Raw genomic sequence first — 17,848 nt, 5'->3', positions numbered from 1 at the left:
CCGCTCAACCCCCTTGGCCGCGGTCCACAGCCCGTCCATCTCGGCCAGATCCGACTGTTCCGGCGACCGCCCGTCCCTGGCCAGCTCGGCCTCGATGAAGCCGAACCGCCGGATGAATTTGGCGTTGGTGGCGCGCAGGGCGTCCTCGGGTTCGACGCCCAGCTTGCGGGCCAGGTTGGCGACGACGAACAGCAGGTCGCCCATCTCGGCCCGGGCCTTGTCGAGGTCGCCGGCGGCGATCTCGGCGCGCAGCTCGGCCACCTCCTCATGCAGCTTGTCGAACACCTGATCGGTCGAGGGCCAGTCGAAGCCGACGCGGGCCGCGCGTCTGGTCAGCTTCACCGCCCGGGTCAGGGCCGGCAGGCCGACGGGCACATCGTCGAGCACCCCGTGCTGGGCCCTGGCCTTGCGCTCGCCGGCCTTGATATCCTCCCAGCGCGCCTTCTGGGCCGCGCCGTCAGACTTGGCGGCCTCGTCACCGAACACATGCGGATGCCGGCGGGTCAGCTTTTCGGCGATCGCCTCGACCACGTCGTCGAACCCGAACAGCCCCTGTTCCTCGGCCATGCGGGCGTGGAACACGACCTGGAACAGCAGGTCGCCCAGTTCGGACTTCAGGTCGTCCCAGTCGCCACGCTCGATGGCGTCGGCCACCTCATAGGCCTCCTCGACCGTGCAGGGGGCGATGGTGGCGAAGGTCTGTTCCACATCCCACGGACAGCCGCCGTCGGGATTGCGCAGGGTGCGCATGATGGCGTTGAGGCGGTCGATCGGGGTCATGTGGCGGCTCCGTCGCGGGCTTCCAGCGCCTTGCGGATCGCGTCATGCCGGGCGGGGGTCAGCGGATAATTCCTCAGCACCAGGGCCGTCGCCGCCAGCAGCAGGCCGGGCACCAGGATGAACAGCACCTGCAGCGTCAGCAGCGAGGCGTCGCTGTTGCCGCCCGGGCCGGGCAGGGCCCGGAACCCGACCGCCTGCAGGACGAAATAGGGGATCAGGGCGACGACGTGGCCGATCTTGGTGGTGGCCGACAGGATCGAGAACATCAGACCGGTGCGGTCGACGCCCGTATCGAGCCGGATCTCGTCGCCCGCATCGGCCATCATCGCCCGCAGCAGGAACAGGCCCGCCGCATAGGGCAGGCCGGCGATGAACATGGCCCCGGCCGTCAGGGCGAAATTGCCGCCGGGCACCAGGGTCGCGCCAATGTAGAAGACCGCGAAGACCAGGCTGGCCACCGCCAGGGCCCGATCCTTGCCGATCTTGGTGGCCAGCCAGGCCCAGAACGGGGCCCCGACCAGACCGGCCACGAAATAGATCAGCATGAACAGCGAGGCCTCGGTGTGGTCGTAGCCCTTCACCTGGCCGAAGAAGAAGAACAGCAGCGAGCCGGTAATGCCCGGCGCGATGCCCAGCAGCAGGTCGGCGAACAGCAGCTTGCGCACCGTGGTCTTGCCGAACAGCGCCAGATAGGCGCGCGGCCCGCCGTGCGGCGCGGCCCCGGCATTGACCGGTTCGGGCACCGCGACCATGGCCAGGCCGATGGTGACGGGCAGGGCGATCATGATGGCCCAGCCCATGATGCGGACGCCGTCGGCATAGTCGCCGATACCGGTCCTCACCACGATGGTCGGCAGCACCAGGATCAGGATCACCCCGATGATGTTGAACACCTGCCACCAGCCATAGACCCGGCTGCGCTGGTCATATTGCGGGGCCAGCACCGAGGCCCAGCCCAGCTGACCCAGGGTGCCGATCGAAAAGCCGAGATAGAGCACCAGCAGCCAGCCGAACAGATAGGCGGCCCCGGCTCCGGGCTGGACCACGACGAACATCATCAGGGCCGACAGCATCAGGATCGGCGTCGACAGCACCATCCACGGCCGGTAGCGGCCAAACCGGGTGCGGGTCCGGTCCATGCCCCAGCCGATGAGGGGGTCGAAGATGATGTCGATCAGCCGCACGGCCATGAACACGCCCGCAACCACGCCCAGCTCCAGCCCGATGTGGGTGGCGTAGAACTCCGGCAGGGTCACCGGCAGGGCCACCCCGAAGGCCGCCAGCGGCAGACAGGGGCCGGAAAAGGCGGCCAGCACCGCATTGGAACGACGCGGCGTAGCGGGCGCGGACGGGACGGCGTCGGTCATGCGGGGCCAGGGACGAACCGGCCCGAGTCGGCCGTGGCCTCACCATGCCAGTTTTTCGCCGCCACATGACCCCGCGAAAGTGCGCGGGACCGCCGGACCGCCGACGCGGAAATCGCGCCGACGACTTGCCCCGGGCGCGCGGCTGGGGCTTGCTGTCGTGATGGTGCTGCGTCTGACCCTGATCGTCCTGCTGGCCGTCGCCGGACTGACGTCCGTGACCCCGGCCCACGCCCGCGTCACCGGGGCCGACTCCGCGAACCGCTGCGACGCGACCACCGCCTGGGACGACCCGGCTGCGGCCAATGCGGTCTCCTACTATTCACTGGAATGGGCCCCGTTCGGCCAGGCGGAATGGGGCTGGGAAACCTATCTGCCGCTTATCCAGCAGGAGCTGGCGACCGGCTGCGGGGCCGGGACCCCCGCCTTCGCCGTGGCGCTCGCGGGCTTCCAGGCCCGCTACAACCTGCCCGCCACCGGCCTGTTCGACCCGGCCACCTTCCAGGTGTTCAGGGGGCTGTGGCAGGAGCGACGCCCCTTCATCATGGCCCGCTATACCGGTGGCGGGGCCTGTCCCGAGCCGCCGCCGCTGAACCAGCTGGGCTATCTGGTGACCGAGGAGGAGCATGCCGACCGCCTGACCCGGCTGCTGCGCCGCGACACCCTGGCCGCCTACCGGGAGATGGTCGCCGCGGCCCGGGCCGAGGTCCCCGAGGTCGCCGGGGATCCCGAACTGCTGCAGATCTTCTCCGGCTTCCGCGATCCCGAGGCCGACGCCGCCCGCTGTGCCGCCCAGAACAACTGCGACGGCGTCCGCCGGGCCGTCTGCTCGCCGCATCGCACCGGCACGGCGGTCGACCTCTATGTCGGCCAGTTGTTCGACATGGGCGTCGACTCGACCCTGCCGGCCAGTCGCCTGCACATGACCCGCGGGGCCACCTATCGCTGGCTGGTGCGCAATGCCGGACGCTTCGGCTTCGTGCCCTATGTCTATGAACCCTGGCACTGGGAGTGGATCGGGCCTCCGGCCGCTGTGGTCCACCCGTGATCCGCGGCCTGACACGGGGGGAAGCCGATCTGGCGCTCGAGGTGTTCGGCACCGCCCTCGACCCGGCCCGGGTCCGCATCCTGGCCGCGCCTTGGCCCTTCATCCGCGCCTTTGTCGCCGGACGCTGGTTCGGCCGGGACTGGATCGTCTGGCCGCGCCGGACCCTGCCGGACGACCTGGCCGTCGGGCCACTGTTTCGCCAGGCCACCCTGGTCCACGAACTGGCGCATGTCTGGCAGGTGGCGAGGGGGGTCAATCTGCTGACCGGAAAGCTGCGTGCCGGTGACCGCCCGGCGGCCTATGTCTACCCGCTGGGTGCAGACTGCGACTGGGACGCCCTGAACATCGAGCAACAGGCGATGATCATCGAGCATCGCTTCCGCCTGTCGCGGGGTGGCAGCGTCCCCGCCGACCGCGCCTTCTATGACCGGGTCTGTCCCTTGGCCCGGCGCATGGAAATCTGAACGCGGCCCCTTGCGTCATGTCCAGTACCTCCCACATCAGCAACTGACGTTGTTGCAAATAACGCCATCACCTGATCACGGAGGGCCGCATGCCGAAGATTCTTGTTCTGTATCATTCCACCTATGGCCACATCGAAGCCATGGCCGAGGCCGTCGCCGAGGGCGCACGCGAGATCGAGGGGGCTGTGGTCGACATCAAGCGGGTGCCCGAAACGGTGCCGGCCGAGCTGGCCCGCAAGTCCGGCTACAAGATGGACCAGGTCGCGCCCATCGCCACCGTCGATGACCTGGGCAACTATGACGCCGTCATCATCGGGGCCGGGACCCGGTTCGGGACCGCCGCCTCGCAGATGCGCAGCTTCCTCGACCAGACCGGGGGCCTCTGGTTCAAGGGCGGTCTTGTCGGCAAGGTCGGCAGCGCCTTCACCTCCACCGCCACCCAGCACGGTGGCAATGAGACGACCCTGATCGGCCTCATCCAGACCCTTCTGCACCACGGCATGGTGGTGGTGGGCCTGCCCTATGCCTGGGCCGGGCAGATGACGCTGGAAGAGATCACCGGCGGCACGCCCTACGGAGCGAGCACCATCACCGGTGGCGACGGTTCACGCATGCCCAGCGCCAATGAGCTGGAAGGGGCCCGCTTCCAGGGCCGTTACGTCGCCCAAACCGCCGCCAAGCTGCACAGCTGATGCGACCGCCCGCGGTCTTCTTCGGCCACGGTTCCCCGATGAACGCGCTGGGTGGCCCCTATACCGCCGCCTGGCGCGACCTCGGCGCGTCGATCGGCAAGCCAAAGGGCGTGGTCATGGTCTCGGCCCACTGGGAAACCGACGGACCGGCCGTGACGGCTCAGTCTAACCCGGAAACCATCCATGATTTCGGGGACTTTCCTGATGAATTGCACGTGATGCAATATCCGGCTCCGGGTTCGCCAGAGCTGGCAGCGAGGGTCGCGACCTTGACCGGGGCGACGCCGACGTCGCAGTGGGGACTCGATCATGGCACATGGTCGGTACTGACCCACGTTTGGCCGGAGGCGGACGTGCCGGTCGTCCAGTTGTCGCTGGATCGGCGGCTTGATGCGCAGGGACATTTCGACCTCGGTCGCCGGCTGGCAGCGCTGCGTGATGAGGGCGTGATCATCGCCGGTTCCGGCGACTTCGTGCACAATCTGCGCACCTGGAAGCGCGCTGGGGGCGAGCCCTATGAGTGGGCCAGTCGTTTCAACGAGGCGGTCAAGTCGGCTCTGATCCAGGACGACCCTACGGCCCTGATCGACCGGGTCAGGCTGGCGGAGGATGCGCAGTTGAGCGTGCCCACCGAGGAACACTATCTCCCGCTGCTTTACGTCGCCGCCCAGCGCCGGCCGGGCGACGACGTCAGCTTCTTCAACGACGTCATCGAGGGCGGATCGATCTCGATGACCGGGGTGCGGATCGGTTGATCAGAAGCGGTTGCGGCGACCATTCAGATAGTTGTCAACGGCCCATGCGCCCGGTCCGGCGAAGACCAGATACAGGAACACCCAGCAGTACAGGGCCGCCAGCTCGCCGTGGTTGACCAGCGGGAAGGGCGACGCCGCCCCGAACTGCCAGTGCATCTGGAAATAGGCCACCGCCATCATGCCGGACAGAATGAAGGCGACCGGACGGGTGAACAGGCCCAGCACGATCAGGGCCCCGCCGACCAGCTCCAGAACCCCGCCGATGCCCATCTGGCTGGCGATGTTGAACGGCCCCATGGCCTCGGCCGGAAAGCTGAAGATCTTCTGGGTCCCGTGCTGCATGAACATCAGGCCGGCGACGATGCGCAGGCCGGACAGCACCTTGGGCGCGTGACCGTCAAATCGGGAGAACAGGCTCATGGCGTCGTGTCCTTGAAAACGCGGCCGGTTGGCCGGTTGGCTGCCATACTGCAACCTGAGCAGTAGCAGTCAACCGTCCGCGGATCAGGCGGCCCTGGCCTCGGCCTCGACCAGCTTCTGGATACCGACATAGTCGGTCTTGCCCGTACCCAGCACCGGCACCTCGGCCAGGCGCACGATCTTCTTGGGCACCGCCAGATCCGGGGCTCCATGCTCCCGCGCCCATTCACTGAGGCGCCCGCTCTCCGCGTCCATCCGGTCGGTGACCAGCACCAATTTCTCGCCCTTGCGGCTGTCGGGAATGGAGACCACCGCGTGGCGCGATTCCGGCCACACCGCCGCCGCCAGGCCCTCGACCGCCGCCAGAGACACCATCTCGCCACCGATCTTGGCGAACCGTTTGACCCGCCCGAGGATGCAGACATAGCCGTCGACATCGATGTCGACGATATCGCCGGTGTCGTGCCATCCGCCGGCCAACGGCTCGATCACCCGGGGATCGTCGGGCGACATATAGCCCCGCATCACATTGGGACCGCGGACGAACAGACGGCCGCCGCCGGTGATGCCTTCGACAGGCTCGGTGCGCCATTCCAGTCCGGGCAGCATCTGGCCGACGCTGCCCGGGCGGTTGCGGTCCGGGTGGTTGACGGCCACGACCGGTGCCGCCTCGGTCGCCCCATAGCCCTCGAGCAGCTTGACCCCGCCGAATTTGGTGTTGAACAGGTGATGGGTCTCGTCCCGCACCCGTTCGGCCCCGGCAACCACGAACTGCAGCGTCGCGAAATCGTCCGGCCCGGCGACGCGGGCGTACTGGTTCAGGAAGGTGTCGGTCGCGAACAGGATCGAGGCCTTCACCTGGGGCAGCAGCTCGACGATCTGTTTGGCATGCAGCGGCGATGGGTACTGGAACGCCTTCATCCCCGTCAGCACGGGCAGCAGGACGCCGCCGGTCAGGCCGAAACAGTGGAAGGTCGGCAGCGGATTGAACACGACCCAGTCGGGGTCCAGCGCGATATGGCCGGCGACCTGACGCACGTTCGACACGAGGTTGGACTGGCTCAGGACCACGCCCTTGGGCGCGCCAAAGCTGCCGGAGGTGAACAGGACCACGCCGGGATCGGACGGCGCGGTCTCGACCCGGAAATGGGTCGGGAAAAATCCCGCCATCAGGCCGAACAGCTTGTCCTGCAGACCGACGGTCTGGCGCAGGTCATCCAGCCAGACGATCTCGGCCACGGTCGCCAGGTCATCGATCAGGGGCTCGAGCTTGGCCTGGGTGACGAAACGCCGCGCCGACAGGATTCGGCGAACGCCCGACGCCTTGATCGCGGCTTTCAGGTTTCGCTCGCCCGAGGTGAAATTGAGCATGACCGGCACCCGGCCATAGGCGTGCAGGCCAAAGAAGGTCACGACCACGCCGGCGCTGGACGGCAGCAGGATGCCGACCCGCTCGCCCGGCTCGGTCAGGGCGGCGATCTTGCGGCCCAGCACGAAGGCGGCCCGGATCAGGCCCGTATAGGTGAGGGGATTGCGATCCTGGTCTTCCAGGATTTCCTTGTCGCCGAACCGCTCTCGCGCCGCGATCAGGGCGTCGAAGACCGGTTCTTCGCTCGCCTCGGAGGTCAGGGCAGCCCGCAAGCATTCTCTCCTTCGGAGGACAGGGTGCCCTCTCGTGTTCCACGAACCCGAGCCTAGAACCGACGCAGGGGATTGAAAAGGTGTGTTACGCGGCGTGACCGGACAAGGGCCAAACGACCGGCACCTTGCCATCGGGGGCCGGAAAGACGACATAGCGGCTTCACGCACAGGAGCCTGCGACGCCCTCGATGGTCACTCTCATCGACACCCTGACCAAGACCCCCGCCGAGCTTCGTCATCCGGAGAAGCAGAATCGGCCGGAGAGCGCGGTGCTGCGCAAGCCCGACTGGCTGCGGGTCAAGGCCCCGGGGTCGGGCCAGTACAATGCCACCAAATCCATCGTGAAGGACAAGGGGCTGGTCACCGTCTGCGAGGAGGCGGCCTGCCCGAACATCGGCGAGTGCTGGAGCCAGAAGCACGCCACCCTGATGATCATGGGCGACACCTGCACACGGGCCTGCGCCTTCTGCAACGTCAAGACCGGCCTGCCGCAACCGCTCGATCCGGAAGAGCCGGGCAAGGTCGGCCTGGCCGTGGCCCAGCTGGGGCTGAACCATGTGGTCATCACCAGCGTCGACCGCGATGACGTGGCCGACGGCGGCGCGGCCCATTTCGCCGAGGTCGTGCGCCAGATCCGGCTGCAGGCCCCGACCACCACGATCGAGATCCTGACGCCCGATTTCCTGCGCAAGGACGGGGCGGCTGCGGTGATGATCGACGCCACCCCGGATGTGTTCAACCACAACCTCGAGACCGTGCCGCGGCTGTATCTGAAGATCCGGCCGGGGGCCCGCTATTTCCACTCGCTGCGCCTGCTGCAGATGGTCAAGGAGCGCGACCCGAACCAGTTCACCAAGTCCGGCATCATGGTCGGTCTGGGCGAGACCAAGGAAGAGGTCATGCAGGTGATGGACGACATGCGATCGGCCGGCGTCGACTTCATCACCATCGGCCAGTACCTGCAGCCGACTCGCAAACATGCGGCCATCGACCGGTTTGTGACCCCGGACGAGTTCAAGGCCTATGAGGCCATCGCCCGGGCCAAGGGATTCCTGATGGTGTCGTCCAGCCCGCTGACCCGCAGTTCGCACCACGCCGGCGACGATTTCGCCCGACTGCGTGCCGCCCGACTGGCCCAGACCGGACACTGATCCGGACTTGGCCGTCCACCACGTCACCCGCATCCTGCCCTATGCGCCCGATCAGCTGGCCGGGCTGGTCGCCGACGTCCCGGCCTATCCGGACTTCGTGCGCTGGGTCACGGCCATGCGGGTCTGGAACCGACGCGAGGAAGCCCCGGACGTCACTGTTCTGGACGCCGAGGCCGAGGTCGGCTTCTCGTTTCTGACCGAGCGCTTCTCGACCTGGGTACGGCATAACCGGGCGGTGCCGTCTGTCGAGGTCGGCCTGATCCGCGGTCCGTTTCGCCACCTGAAAAACCGCTGGGTCTTCCATCCTGATCCGGCGGGCACACGGCTGGAATTCACGATCGATTTCGCCTTCAAATCCCCGATCCTGAACGCCATGCTGCAGGCCAATTTCGACCGGGCGGTCTCCGCCCTGATCGGCAGTTTCGAGGCCGAGGCGAGACGGCGCTTTGGAGCGAAACCATGAGCTTCGATTTCGATGCCACGGTGGTCGGGGCCGGGGCCGTCGGCCTGGCCTGCGGCCGGGCCCTGGCGAAGCGTGGCCTGATCGTGCTTGTGCTCGAACAGGCCCCGCACATCGGCCAGGGTGTGTCCTCGCGCAATTCCGAGGTCATCCACGGTGGTCTCTACTATCCGACCGGGTCACTGAAGGCCCGGTTCTGCGTCGAGGGCCGGCGCGCCCTCTATGATTTTCTCGAGAGCCGCAAGGTCGACTACCGCAAATGCGGCAAACTGGTCGTGGCGACGGAAGAGGCGGAGGTCGCGCGCATCGAGGCCATCTTCCGGCAGGCGACGATCAATGGCGTCGAGGGTCTCGCCCACCTGACCGGAGCCGAGGCCCGGGCGCTCGAGCCGGGCCTGAACGCCCATGCCGCCATCCTGTCACCGGAGAGCGGCGTGTTCGACAGCCATGGCTACATGTCGGCACTGGAGGGCGAGATCGAGGATGCGGGCGGTTCGGTCGTGGTCGCGACCCCGTTCGAACGGGCCGAACCCCTACCGGGCGGCGGCTTCACCATTACCGCCGGCGGGGAGGGCGGGGCGACCCTGACCACCCGCCTGCTGGTCACGGCAGCGGGCCTGCAGGCCCAGTCCGTGGCCGCGCGCATCGACGGCTATCCGGCCGAGCACATTCCGGTCGGCCATTTCGGCAAGGGCGTCTATTTCCGCCTGACCGGCAAGGCTCCGTTCGAGCGGCTGATCTATCCGCCACCGATCGCCGGGGCGCTCGGCACCCACTATCGCCAGGACCTGGGCGGTCAGGCGGTCTTCGGCCCCGACCTCCAATTCGTCGAGACCGAGGACTATTCGGTCGATCCGGCCAAGGCCGAGGTCTTCGCCGGCTATATCCGCCGCTTCTGGCCGGGCCTGCCGGACGGGGCGCTGAGCCCGGACTACGCCGGAATCCGCCCCAAATTGCACGGGGCCGGGGAGACCCAGCCCGATTTCCAGCTGTATGGATCCGAGGTACACGGGCTGGACGGCCTGATGGCCCTGTTCGGTATCGAGAGCCCGGGCCTGACCAGTTCCCTGGCCATCGGCGAGGCCGTGGCGGCACGGCTGCTGGATGATTGAGGCCGTGATCTTCTCCGAAGCAACGGTTGACGACCTCCCGGCCCTGCTTACGCTGGTGCACGGAGCCTATCGGGGCGACAGCGCCCGGCGCGGCTGGACCCACGAAGCCGACCTGCTGGACGGCCAACGTATCGACCGGCCCGCGCTGGAAGCAGCCCTGGCCGATTCGACCCAGCTGATCCTGCTGGCACGAGAGGACGGCATCCTGATCGGCTGCGTCCAGATCAGCGACCGCGGCGACGGCCTGGCCTATCTGGGCATGCTTTCGGTCGATCCCGCCCGCCAGGCTGCGGGACTCGGGCGGCGGTTGGTCATGGCGGCCGAGACTGCGGCGCGCGACCGGTTCGGGGCCGGGCGCATGGAGATGACCGTCATCATCCAGCGGAGCGAACTGATCGCCTGGTACGAACGGCTCGGCTATGTGCGTACCGGCGAAACCCGCCCGTTTCCGGCCACCGACCCGCGTTTCGGTCTGCCGCGCCGGGACGATCTCGCCTTTGCGGTGCTGACGAAGACCCTGGCTTGACCCCTTGGCGGGCCGGGCGCATGCGCGGACCATGGAAATCACCACCCCCCGGCTGAAGCTGAGGACGGCGCATGCGGATGATCTGGCGGCCTTCCACGCCATCATGACCCGTCCCGACGCCATGCGCTGGTGGTCGACGCCGCCGCACGAGACGCCGGGTCAGACCCGGGCCTGGCTCGACAGCATGATCGCCAACGGACCCGGCCATCCCGACTTCGTCATCGAATTCGAGGGGCGGGTCATCGGCAAGGCCGGATTCTGGAGCCCGCCGGACATCGGCTATATCCTGCACCCCGACCATTGGGGCCGGGGCCTCGCGACCGAGGCACTGACGGCGGCAATCGATCACATTTTCGCCGTCCGGGCGTTCGACAGGCTGACGGCCGATGTCGACCCCGGCAACGCCGCATCGATTCGGCTGCTCGAACGCCTCGGTTTCGCGAAAACCGGTCAGGCAGAGCGGACGATGCAGGTCGGAGGCGCCTGGGTGGACAGCGTATACTATGGCCTGCAGCGCCGTGTTTGGGAGTCGCGTCGCAAGGCTTGAACTCCCGGGCGTGTTCATGCATAAGCCCCCGCTCACGTGGCGGCTCTTCCGAGGGCCGCCGCATCTGTTTTCGCGCCTTCACCGGCGCACCGACCCTGAGATCGAGACGGTCATGGCTGTTCCCAAGCGCAAAGTATCGCCCTCGCGTCGCAATATGCGCCGCGCCCACGACTCCCTGGGGGCCAACCCCTATGTCGAGGACAAGGACACGGGCGAGCTGCGTCGCTCGCACCACATCGACCTGAAGACCGGCACCTACCGCGGTCGCCAGGTGATGACGCCCAAGGAAGACTAGGTTTTTCCAACGGCCTGAACGAATTGACGGCGCGCGATGACATCGCGCGCCGTTTTCGTGCGTTGCTGTCCCGGACCACAATCTGGAGACCCGCCATGTTCCGTATCGTCGCCCTGGGATCCGTCGCCCTTCTGGGCCTGTCCGCCTGCAACGCCCCGGTGCCGGCTCCGCCCCCGGAGACCACGCCGCCGCCCGCAACGCCGGTCACGCCCCCGACGCCCGCCGACCAACTCACAGCCCAAGGCTTTGGGCCGCTGCGGATTGGCATGACCCGCGCTGAGGTGATTGCCGCCATGGGCGAAAACGACAACCCGAATGCCATCGGCGGTCCCGACCCCGCCTCCTGCGACATGTTCCACCCCGCGAGGGCCCCGGAAGGTCTGTACGTCATGGTGGAAGACGGCGTGCTGACCAGCGTTCAACTGGCCAGCACCGGCGTCCTCAAGACCGACCGCGGCCTCGGCATCGGCGACACGGCCGTGGCGGTGAAACAAGCCTACGGTGCCGATGCCCGGGTCACCCCGCACAAATATGTCGATGCCCCGGCGGAATACATCACCGTGTGGACGACGGCCGACCATGACGGCCCGGCGGCACGGGGCATACGCTACAACATCGGCGCTGACGGACGGGTCCAGGCCATCGCCGTCGGCGGGCCCTCGATCCTGTATGTCGAAGGCTGCGCCTGACCATTGGCGTATCGGGACGGCTGGGCTACACCGCGCGGGTCCCCCTCCCTGAACAGAGCCGTTCCATGACCGACATCGCCGACATTGTCGCCCGCCAGATCCTCGACAGCCGCGGCAATCCGACGGTCGAGGTCGATGTGATCCTTGATGACGGCAGCTTCGGTCGGGCCGCCGTGCCGTCGGGGGCCTCGACCGGGGCCCATGAAGCCGTGGAACTGCGCGATGGAGACAAGGACCTCTGGGGCGGCAAGGGCGTCGGCAAGGCCGTCGACGCCGTCAACGGCGAGATCTTCGACGCCCTGTCCGGCATGGACGCCGAGGACCAGCGCCGCATCGACGAGGCCCTGATCACCCTGGACGGCACCGAGAACAAGGGCCGACTCGGGGCCAATGCCATCCTCGGCGTGTCCCTGGCCTGCGCCAAGGCCAGCGCCATCTCGTCCAACCTGCCGCTCTACCGCTACCTGGGCGGGGTCACGGCCCGGGTGTTGCCGACGCCGATGATGAACATCATCAACGGCGGGGCTCATGCCGACAATCCGATCGACATCCAGGAGTTCATGATCCTGCCGACCGGGGCGGACAGCTTCTCGGAAGCGCTGCGCATGGGGGCCGAGATCTTCCATGCCCTGAAGAAACAACTCAAGGATGCCGGCCACAACACCAATGTCGGCGACGAGGGCGGCTTCGCCCCCAACCTCGGGTCGGCCGAAGAGGCCCTGGCCTTCATCACCCGCGCCGGCCAGGCCGCGGGCTATCTTGCCGGCGAGGACTTCCACCTTGGCCTCGACGTGGCCGCCACCGAGTTCTTCAAGGACGGCAAATACGTGCTGGCGGGGGAGGGCAAGACCCTCGACCAGGACGGCATGGTCAACTATCTGGCCGACCTGTGCGAACGTTTCCCGATCATCTCGATCGAGGACGGCTGTGCCGAGGATGATTTCGACGGCTGGAAGCAACTGACCGACCGTCTCGGCGACCGGGTCCAGATCGTCGGCGACGATCTGTTCGTGACCAATCCGATCCGCCTGGCTGCCGGTATCGGCGAGGGTCTCGCCAATTCCATCCTGATCAAGGTCAATCAGATCGGCACCCTGTCCGAGACCCTGGATGCCGTCGATATGGCCCAGCGCGCCGGCTATACGGCGGTGATGAGCCACCGGTCGGGCGAGACCGAGGACTCGACCATCGCCGATCTGGCCGTGGCCACCAACTGCGGACAGATCAAGACGGGGTCGCTGGCGCGCTCGGACCGTACTGCCAAATACAACCAGTTGCTGCGCATCGAGGAGATGCTCGGCGACCAGGGCGTCTATTTCGGCGACGGCATGCTGCTCAAATAGATCGCAAGGCCTACGGCCAAGCTACGGTTTGTTAGGCATTTCCGGTCAGGTTTCAGTCATTACGAGTGCGCGCTCAGAAGGAGCGTATGTGGTGCCTGAACGGATGAAGCCCTACACCCTGTCTGCCTGCCTGTTGCTGATGATCGTCTATCTCGGCGTTCAGGCCCTGACCGGCCAGCGCGGCCTGCTGAGTGGCGGCCAGCGCGACGCCGTGCTGAACGCGCGTGAAACCCAGCTGAACCGCATTGTGGCCGAGCGCAGCGACCTTGAGGTCCGCGTGCGCTATCTGCGCAGCGACAGCCTGTCGCGCGATCTGCTGGAGGAGCGGGCCCGGGCCGTCATCGGTTTCGCCGACCCTCGCGACTATGTGATCCAGATTGCCGACACCGGCCGGACCAGCGTGCCCGGCAGGGCAACCTCCCGGAAGTCCTGAACTTTCGTTACAGGGCCGACAGGGCGCTTTGCCTTTGGGGAACGAAGGCTGCTAAAGCCCCTATCCGTAACGACAAGAGGCCCTTCATACGGGGGCCCAGCCGGGAGATGACGGATGGCGAAGGCCCCCGCCGCCAAAGCTGTTTCCAGCAAGGCGACCAAATTGCCCAATACGCCGACGGCCTCCAGGGAGGACCTGCTGCGCTTTTACCGCGAGATGGTGCTGATCCGCCGTTTTGAGGAACGGGCTGGCCAGCTCTACGGCATGGGCCTGATCGGTGGCTTCTGCCACCTGTACATCGGTCAGGAAGCCGTGGCCGTCGGGGTGCAGGAAAGCGTGCGCCAGGGTCATGACAAGATCATCACCGGCTATCGCGATCACGGCCATATGCTGGCCGCCGGCATGGACCCGAACGCGGTGATGGCCGAACTGACCGGCCGCGCGGGCGGGTCGTCCAAGGGCAAGGGCGGGTCGATGCACATGTTCGACACTGCCACCGGCTTCTACGGCGGTCACGGCATCGTCGGGGCCCAGGTGGCGCTGGGCACCGGCCTGGCCTTCAGCGGTCGCTATCGCGGCGATGACTCGGTGGCGTTTATCTATTTCGGCGATGGCGCGGCCAACCAGGGCCAGGTCTATGAGAGCTTCAACATGGCCCAGCTGTGGAAGCTGCCGGCCATCTACATCATCGAGAACAACCAGTACGCCATGGGCACGAGCATCGAACGCTCCTCGTCCACGACCGACCTGAGCCAGCGCGGGGCCAGTTTCGGCATCCCGGGCGAGCAGGTCGACGGCATGGACGTCCTGGCGGTGCGGGACGCCGTCGCCAAGGCGGTCAAGCGGGCGAGGGAAGGCGGCGGCCCCTTCATCCTCGAGGTGAAGACCTATCGCTATCGCGGCCACTCGATGAGTGATCCGGCCAAATACCGGTCCAAGGAAGAGGTTGACGAGGTCAAGAAGACCCGCGACCCGATCGACCACATCAAACTGCTGCTGGCGGAAGCCAAGGCCACCGACGACGAGATCAAGGCCATCGATGCCGAGGTCAAGGCCATCGTCGCCGAGGCTGTCCGCTTCGCCCAGGAAAGCCCGGAGCCGGACCCGTCCGAGCTCTACACCGACGTCTATGTGGAGGCCTGAGCGTTGACCGACATTCTGATGCCGGCGCTGTCCCCCACGATGGAAGAGGGCACGCTGACCAAATGGCACATCAAGGCCGGGGACACCGTCTCGGCCGGCCAGGTGATCGCCGAGATCGAAACCGACAAGGCCACGATGGAGGTCGAGGCCGTCGACGAGGGTGAGGTGCTGGAAATCCTGGTGGCCGAAGGCTCCGAGAACGTGAAGGTCAATACGCCGATCGCCCGCCTGGCGGGTGAGGACGGGGCTACAGCCACCCCCTCGAAGCCTGCGGCCTCGCCCCCCCCGGCGGGGGGACAATCGGACACTCTTTCTCCCCCCACCGGGGGGAGTACCGGCGAAGCCGGGGAGGGGGGCAAAACCGCCGTTCCGAGGGTCGAGCTGCGTGACGCCAACATTCCTGAAGGCACGAAGATGGTGCGCACCACGGTCCGCGACGCCCTTCGCGACGCCATGGCCGAGGAGATGCGCCGCGACGACGCCGTTTTTCTGATCGGCGAGGAGGTCGCCCAGTACCAGGGGGCCTACAAGGTCAGCCGCGAGCTGCTGCAGGAGTTCGGCGACAAGCGCGTGGTCGACACCCCGATCACGGAGCACGGCTTCGCCGGCCTCGGCGTCGGCGCGGCCATGGCCGGGCTGAAACCGATCGTCGAATTCATGACCTTCAATTTCGCCATGCAGGCCATCGACCACATCATCAACTCGGCGGCCAAGACACTGTACATGTCGGGCGGCCAGATCCGCGCCGACATCGTTTTCCGCGGCCCCAATGGCGCGGCCAGCCGCGTCGGAGCCCAGCACAGCCAGGACTATTCGGCCTGGTACGCCCAGGTTCCCGGTCTCAAGGTGATCGCGCCCTATGATGCCGCCGACGCCAAGGGCCTGCTGAAGGCGGCGATCCGCGATCCGAACCCCGTCGTCTTCCTCGAGCATGAGATGATGTACGGCATCGAGTTCGACGTTCCGGAGATGGACGACTGGGTCGTGCCGATCGGCAAGGCCAAGGTGCGTCGCGAGGGCACGGACGTCACCATCACCGCGCACAGCCGCATGGTCGGCTTCGCCCTCCAGGCCGCAGAAACCCTGGCCGGCGAAGGCATCAGCTGCGAGGTCATCGACCTGCGGACCCTGCGTCCACTGGACCACGAGACCATCGTCGAGAGCGTGAAGAAGACCAGCCGACTGGTCAGCGCCGAGGAAGGCTGGGGCCCGATGGGCGTCGGGGCCGAGGTCGTGGCCCGGGTCATCGAACATGCGTTCGACTATCTCGACGCCCCGCCGCTGCGGGTGCATCAGGAAGACGTGCCGCTGCCCTATGCCGCCAATCTGGAGGTGCTGTCCCTGCCGGGCGCGGACAAGATCATCAAGGCTGTGAAGGACGTTATGCGATGACTGTTGAAAGCAAGGCCCTGCCGATTCCGCCCGAACTGCTGGAGAGCGGCCGTACCGATGACGTCTCCGAACTGATCCGCATCTGGTGGGGCGGCGATCGCCCGCAGATGATCCTGCGTCCGGTCCTGAATGACGAACGGATGGTCGGCAGCGTTCTGGCCGAGGCCGCCTGGCATTTCTCGCGCGCCTATGCCGAGCGCCGCGGCCTGAACCAGGAAGAGGTCCTCGACACCATCCGTCAGTCCTGGTCTGACGCCCACGACCGCTCGGCGGGGATCCGCGCCGCCGCCGCGGCCGGTGAAAAGGTCGAGGCATCCGGGGAGACCCAATGACCGACATCCTGATGCCCGCCCTGTCGCCCACGATGGAGGAGGGCGTCCTCTCCAAATGGCACGTCAAGGTTGGCGACATGGTCAAGGCCGGTGATGTCATGGCCGAGATCGAGACCGACAAGGCGACCATGGAGGTCGAGGCCGTCGACGAGGGCGAGATCACCGAGATCCTCGTCGCCGAGGGCACCGAGGGTGTGAAGGTCAACGCGCCGATCGCCCGGCTGAAGCAGGACGGCGAAACCGCTGCGCCGGCACCGCGAGCCGGGACACCCGGGACGGAAGCAAAGGCTGAACCCGCCCCGGCGAAGGCCGAGCCGGTCAAGGCTGCACCGGCCGCCAAACGGGCCGACGGCGCGCGCGTTTTCGCCTCGCCCCTGGCCCGGCGCCTGGCCGAACAGGCCGGTCTGGACCTGAACACCGTGACCGGCACCGGTCCACACGGCCGCATCGTCAAACGCGACGTCGAGGCCGCCGGCAAGGGCGGTGCCCGGCCGACATCCGCTGCGGCGACCACCAGCGCCGAGCCGCGCAAGGTTCAGTCGCTGGCCCAGATGGGTATTCCGGACGGAAGCTACGACCTGATCCCGCTGGACGGCATGCGCAAGGCCATCGCCCGGCGCCTGACCGACAGCTTCCGTGACGTGCCGCACTTCCCCCTGACTATCGACTGCGACATCGACGGCCTTCTGGCCTCGCGGGTCCGGGTCAACGCCCTGCTGGAACCCCAGGGCATCAAGGTCTCGGTCAACGACTTCATCATCAAGGCCTCGGCCATGGCCTTGAAGGCCGTACCGGAGGCCAATGCCAGCTATTCACCCGACGGCATCGCCCTGCATCACCAAGCCGATGTGGCCATGGCGGTGGCCATCGACGGCGGCCTGATCACCCCGATCATCCGCAAGGCCGAGACCAAGTCCCTGTCGCAGATCGCCACGGCGTCGAAAGATCTCGCCAAACGGGCCCGCGACCGCAAGCTGAAGCCCGACGAGTTCCAGGGCGGCACCTTCTCGGTCTCCAACCTGGGTATGTTCGGCATCAAATCCTTCGCCTCGATCATCAACGAGCCCCAGGGCGCGATCATGAGCGTCGGGGCAGGGGAGCCCCGCCCGGTCGTCCGCGACGGCCAGCTGGCCGTGGCCACGGTGATGACCGTGACCCTGACCTGCGATCACCGTGTCGTCGACGGCGCGATCGGTGCGAAATTCCTGCAGGTGTTCAAGGCGATGATCGAGAACCCTGTGACGATGCTGGCGTAAGGACG

The 17,848-nt window shown here is 67.1% G+C and carries 21 protein-coding genes; 17 read left to right on the top strand and 4 right to left on the bottom strand.

The features are described 5' to 3' along the window. Together mazG and AACZ75_RS10760 are read right to left on the bottom strand one after the other, a co-directional pair. Window positions 1–780 (bottom strand): nucleoside triphosphate pyrophosphohydrolase (gene mazG / locus AACZ75_RS10765; protein ID WP_339872848.1); only part of this gene is annotated, 780 nt, incomplete at its 3' end. After that, window positions 777–2,147: an MFS transporter gene (locus AACZ75_RS10760; protein WP_339872847.1), complete on the bottom strand. Its 1,371-nt coding sequence runs from the start codon at window positions 2,145–2,147 to the stop codon at window positions 777–779. The genes mazG and AACZ75_RS10760, both read right to left, overlap by 4 nt. Before the next feature lie 160 nt (window positions 2,148–2,307). On the opposite strand from AACZ75_RS10760, the gene AACZ75_RS10755 reads away from it, so the two are divergent. The 4 genes from AACZ75_RS10755 to ygiD all read left to right on the top strand — a co-directional run bounded on the left by AACZ75_RS10755 (window position 2,308) and on the right by ygiD (window position 5,103). Next, window positions 2,308–3,192 (top strand): D-alanyl-D-alanine carboxypeptidase family protein, encoded by an 885-nt coding sequence (locus AACZ75_RS10755; protein WP_339872857.1) that lies wholly within the window; start codon window positions 2,308–2,310, stop codon window positions 3,190–3,192. Next, on the top strand, window positions 3,189–3,656 hold the full coding sequence (locus AACZ75_RS10750; protein WP_339872846.1) for a hypothetical protein: 468 nt from the start codon (window positions 3,189–3,191) through the stop codon (window positions 3,654–3,656). Before AACZ75_RS10755 ends, AACZ75_RS10750 begins: the two co-directional genes overlap by 4 nt. 89 nt (window positions 3,657–3,745) lie before the next feature. Then, window positions 3,746–4,348, top strand: coding sequence for an NAD(P)H:quinone oxidoreductase (gene wrbA / locus AACZ75_RS10745; protein WP_339872845.1), 603 nt, complete (start codon window positions 3,746–3,748; stop codon window positions 4,346–4,348). After that, window positions 4,348–5,103 carry a 4,5-DOPA dioxygenase extradiol gene (gene ygiD / locus AACZ75_RS10740; RefSeq protein WP_339872844.1) on the top strand — a complete coding sequence of 252 codons (756 nt, stop codon included), beginning with the start codon at window positions 4,348–4,350 and terminating at the stop codon, window positions 5,101–5,103. The genes wrbA and ygiD overlap by 1 nt, the downstream gene beginning before the upstream one ends. Here ygiD and AACZ75_RS10735 read toward each other — a convergent pair whose 3' ends face one another. Beyond that, the gene (locus tag AACZ75_RS10735; RefSeq protein ID WP_339872843.1) at window positions 5,104–5,523 is read right to left on the bottom strand and encodes a DoxX family protein; all 420 of its coding nucleotides are present in this window, start codon (window positions 5,521–5,523) and stop codon (window positions 5,104–5,106) included. 84 nt (window positions 5,524–5,607) lie between these two features. Next, complete coding sequence (locus AACZ75_RS10730) at window positions 5,608–7,164, bottom strand: AMP-binding protein (RefSeq protein ID WP_339872842.1); 1,557 nt, start codon at window positions 7,162–7,164, stop codon at window positions 5,608–5,610. A gap of 188 nt (window positions 7,165–7,352) precedes the next feature. On the opposite strand from AACZ75_RS10730, the gene lipA reads away from it, so the two are divergent. From lipA to AACZ75_RS10665, 13 genes are all read left to right on the top strand, one after another. Next, on the top strand, window positions 7,353–8,315 hold the full coding sequence (lipA, locus tag AACZ75_RS10725) for a lipoyl synthase (RefSeq protein WP_339872841.1): 963 nt from the start codon (window positions 7,353–7,355) through the stop codon (window positions 8,313–8,315). Between the two features lie 7 nt (window positions 8,316–8,322). Continuing rightward, window positions 8,323–8,778, top strand: coding sequence for a type II toxin-antitoxin system RatA family toxin (locus AACZ75_RS10720; protein WP_339872840.1), 456 nt, complete (start codon window positions 8,323–8,325; stop codon window positions 8,776–8,778). After that, window positions 8,775–9,887 (top strand): NAD(P)/FAD-dependent oxidoreductase, encoded by a 1,113-nt coding sequence (locus tag AACZ75_RS10715; protein WP_339872839.1) that lies wholly within the window; start codon window positions 8,775–8,777, stop codon window positions 9,885–9,887. The genes AACZ75_RS10720 and AACZ75_RS10715 overlap by 4 nt, the downstream gene beginning before the upstream one ends. Before the next feature lie 4 nt (window positions 9,888–9,891). Next, window positions 9,892–10,413, top strand: coding sequence for a GNAT family N-acetyltransferase (locus AACZ75_RS10710; RefSeq protein WP_339872838.1), 522 nt, complete (start codon window positions 9,892–9,894; stop codon window positions 10,411–10,413). A 31-nt stretch (window positions 10,414–10,444) separates the two neighbouring features. Next, window positions 10,445–10,960 carry a GNAT family protein gene (locus AACZ75_RS10705; protein ID WP_339872837.1) on the top strand — a complete coding sequence of 172 codons (516 nt, stop codon included), beginning with the start codon at window positions 10,445–10,447 and terminating at the stop codon, window positions 10,958–10,960. A 112-nt stretch (window positions 10,961–11,072) separates the two neighbouring features. Then, window positions 11,073–11,255, top strand: coding sequence for a 50S ribosomal protein L32 (gene rpmF, locus AACZ75_RS10700; protein ID WP_300445374.1), 183 nt, complete (start codon window positions 11,073–11,075; stop codon window positions 11,253–11,255). 95 nt (window positions 11,256–11,350) lie between these two features. Then, entirely contained in the window at window positions 11,351–11,944 is a 594-nt protein-coding gene (locus AACZ75_RS10695) for a hypothetical protein (protein WP_339872836.1), read from the top strand. 65 nt (window positions 11,945–12,009) lie between these two features. After that, complete coding sequence (eno, locus tag AACZ75_RS10690; protein ID WP_339872835.1) at window positions 12,010–13,287, top strand: phosphopyruvate hydratase; 1,278 nt, start codon at window positions 12,010–12,012, stop codon at window positions 13,285–13,287. Between the two features lie 103 nt (window positions 13,288–13,390). Continuing rightward, window positions 13,391–13,720, top strand: a complete 330-nt coding sequence (locus AACZ75_RS10685) for a septum formation initiator family protein (protein ID WP_339872856.1) — start codon at window positions 13,391–13,393, stop codon at window positions 13,718–13,720. Window positions 13,721–13,834: 114 nt separating this feature from the next. Then, window positions 13,835–14,863: a pyruvate dehydrogenase (acetyl-transferring) E1 component subunit alpha gene (gene pdhA, locus AACZ75_RS10680; protein WP_339872834.1), complete on the top strand. Its 1,029-nt coding sequence runs from the start codon at window positions 13,835–13,837 to the stop codon at window positions 14,861–14,863. 3 nt (window positions 14,864–14,866) lie between these two features. After that, on the top strand, window positions 14,867–16,255 hold the full coding sequence (locus tag AACZ75_RS10675) for a pyruvate dehydrogenase complex E1 component subunit beta (RefSeq protein ID WP_339872833.1): 1,389 nt from the start codon (window positions 14,867–14,869) through the stop codon (window positions 16,253–16,255). After that, complete coding sequence (locus AACZ75_RS10670; RefSeq protein ID WP_339872832.1) at window positions 16,252–16,587, top strand: DUF5076 domain-containing protein; 336 nt, start codon at window positions 16,252–16,254, stop codon at window positions 16,585–16,587. Before AACZ75_RS10675 ends, AACZ75_RS10670 begins: the two co-directional genes overlap by 4 nt. Further along, the gene (locus AACZ75_RS10665; RefSeq protein ID WP_339872831.1) at window positions 16,584–17,843 is read left to right on the top strand and encodes a pyruvate dehydrogenase complex dihydrolipoamide acetyltransferase; all 1,260 of its coding nucleotides are present in this window, start codon (window positions 16,584–16,586) and stop codon (window positions 17,841–17,843) included. Before AACZ75_RS10670 ends, AACZ75_RS10665 begins: the two co-directional genes overlap by 4 nt. Window positions 17,844–17,848 lie beyond the last annotated feature (5 nt).

The organism is uncultured Brevundimonas sp. (assembly GCF_963975535.1).
Lineage (GTDB): Bacteria > Pseudomonadota > Alphaproteobacteria > Caulobacterales > Caulobacteraceae > Brevundimonas.
The sequence above is the reverse complement of the archived record's forward strand: the minus strand, read 5'-3'. Positions and strand labels throughout refer to the sequence as shown.

Bases quoted from the DNA above. Each gene is read 5' to 3' on its own strand.
- AACZ75_RS10670 (WP_339872832.1), top strand. From the start codon at position 16,252: ATGACTGTTGAAAGCAAGGCCCTGCCGATTCCGCCCGAACTGCTGGAG.
- wrbA (WP_339872845.1), top strand. From the start codon at position 3,746: ATGCCGAAGATTCTTGTTCTGTATCATTCCACCTATGGCCACATCGAA.
- AACZ75_RS10695 (WP_339872836.1), top strand. From the start codon at position 11,351: ATGTTCCGTATCGTCGCCCTGGGATCCGTCGCCCTTCTGGGCCTGTCC.
- AACZ75_RS10705 (WP_339872837.1), top strand. From the start codon at position 10,445: ATGGAAATCACCACCCCCCGGCTGAAGCTGAGGACGGCGCATGCGGAT.
- AACZ75_RS10755 (WP_339872857.1), top strand. From the start codon at position 2,308: ATGGTGCTGCGTCTGACCCTGATCGTCCTGCTGGCCGTCGCCGGACTG.
- pdhA (WP_339872834.1), top strand. From the start codon at position 13,835: ATGGCGAAGGCCCCCGCCGCCAAAGCTGTTTCCAGCAAGGCGACCAAA.
- lipA (WP_339872841.1), top strand. From the start codon at position 7,353: ATGGTCACTCTCATCGACACCCTGACCAAGACCCCCGCCGAGCTTCGT.
- eno (WP_339872835.1), top strand. From the start codon at position 12,010: ATGACCGACATCGCCGACATTGTCGCCCGCCAGATCCTCGACAGCCGC.
- AACZ75_RS10685 (WP_339872856.1), top strand. From the start codon at position 13,391: ATGAAGCCCTACACCCTGTCTGCCTGCCTGTTGCTGATGATCGTCTAT.
- ygiD (WP_339872844.1), top strand. From the start codon at position 4,348: ATGCGACCGCCCGCGGTCTTCTTCGGCCACGGTTCCCCGATGAACGCG.
- AACZ75_RS10760 (WP_339872847.1), bottom strand. From the start codon at position 2,147: ATGACCGACGCCGTCCCGTCCGCGCCCGCTACGCCGCGTCGTTCCAAT.
- AACZ75_RS10665 (WP_339872831.1), top strand. From the start codon at position 16,584: ATGACCGACATCCTGATGCCCGCCCTGTCGCCCACGATGGAGGAGGGC.
- rpmF (WP_300445374.1), top strand. From the start codon at position 11,073: ATGGCTGTTCCCAAGCGCAAAGTATCGCCCTCGCGTCGCAATATGCGC.
- AACZ75_RS10715 (WP_339872839.1), top strand. From the start codon at position 8,775: ATGAGCTTCGATTTCGATGCCACGGTGGTCGGGGCCGGGGCCGTCGGC.
- AACZ75_RS10735 (WP_339872843.1), bottom strand. From the start codon at position 5,523: ATGAGCCTGTTCTCCCGATTTGACGGTCACGCGCCCAAGGTGCTGTCC.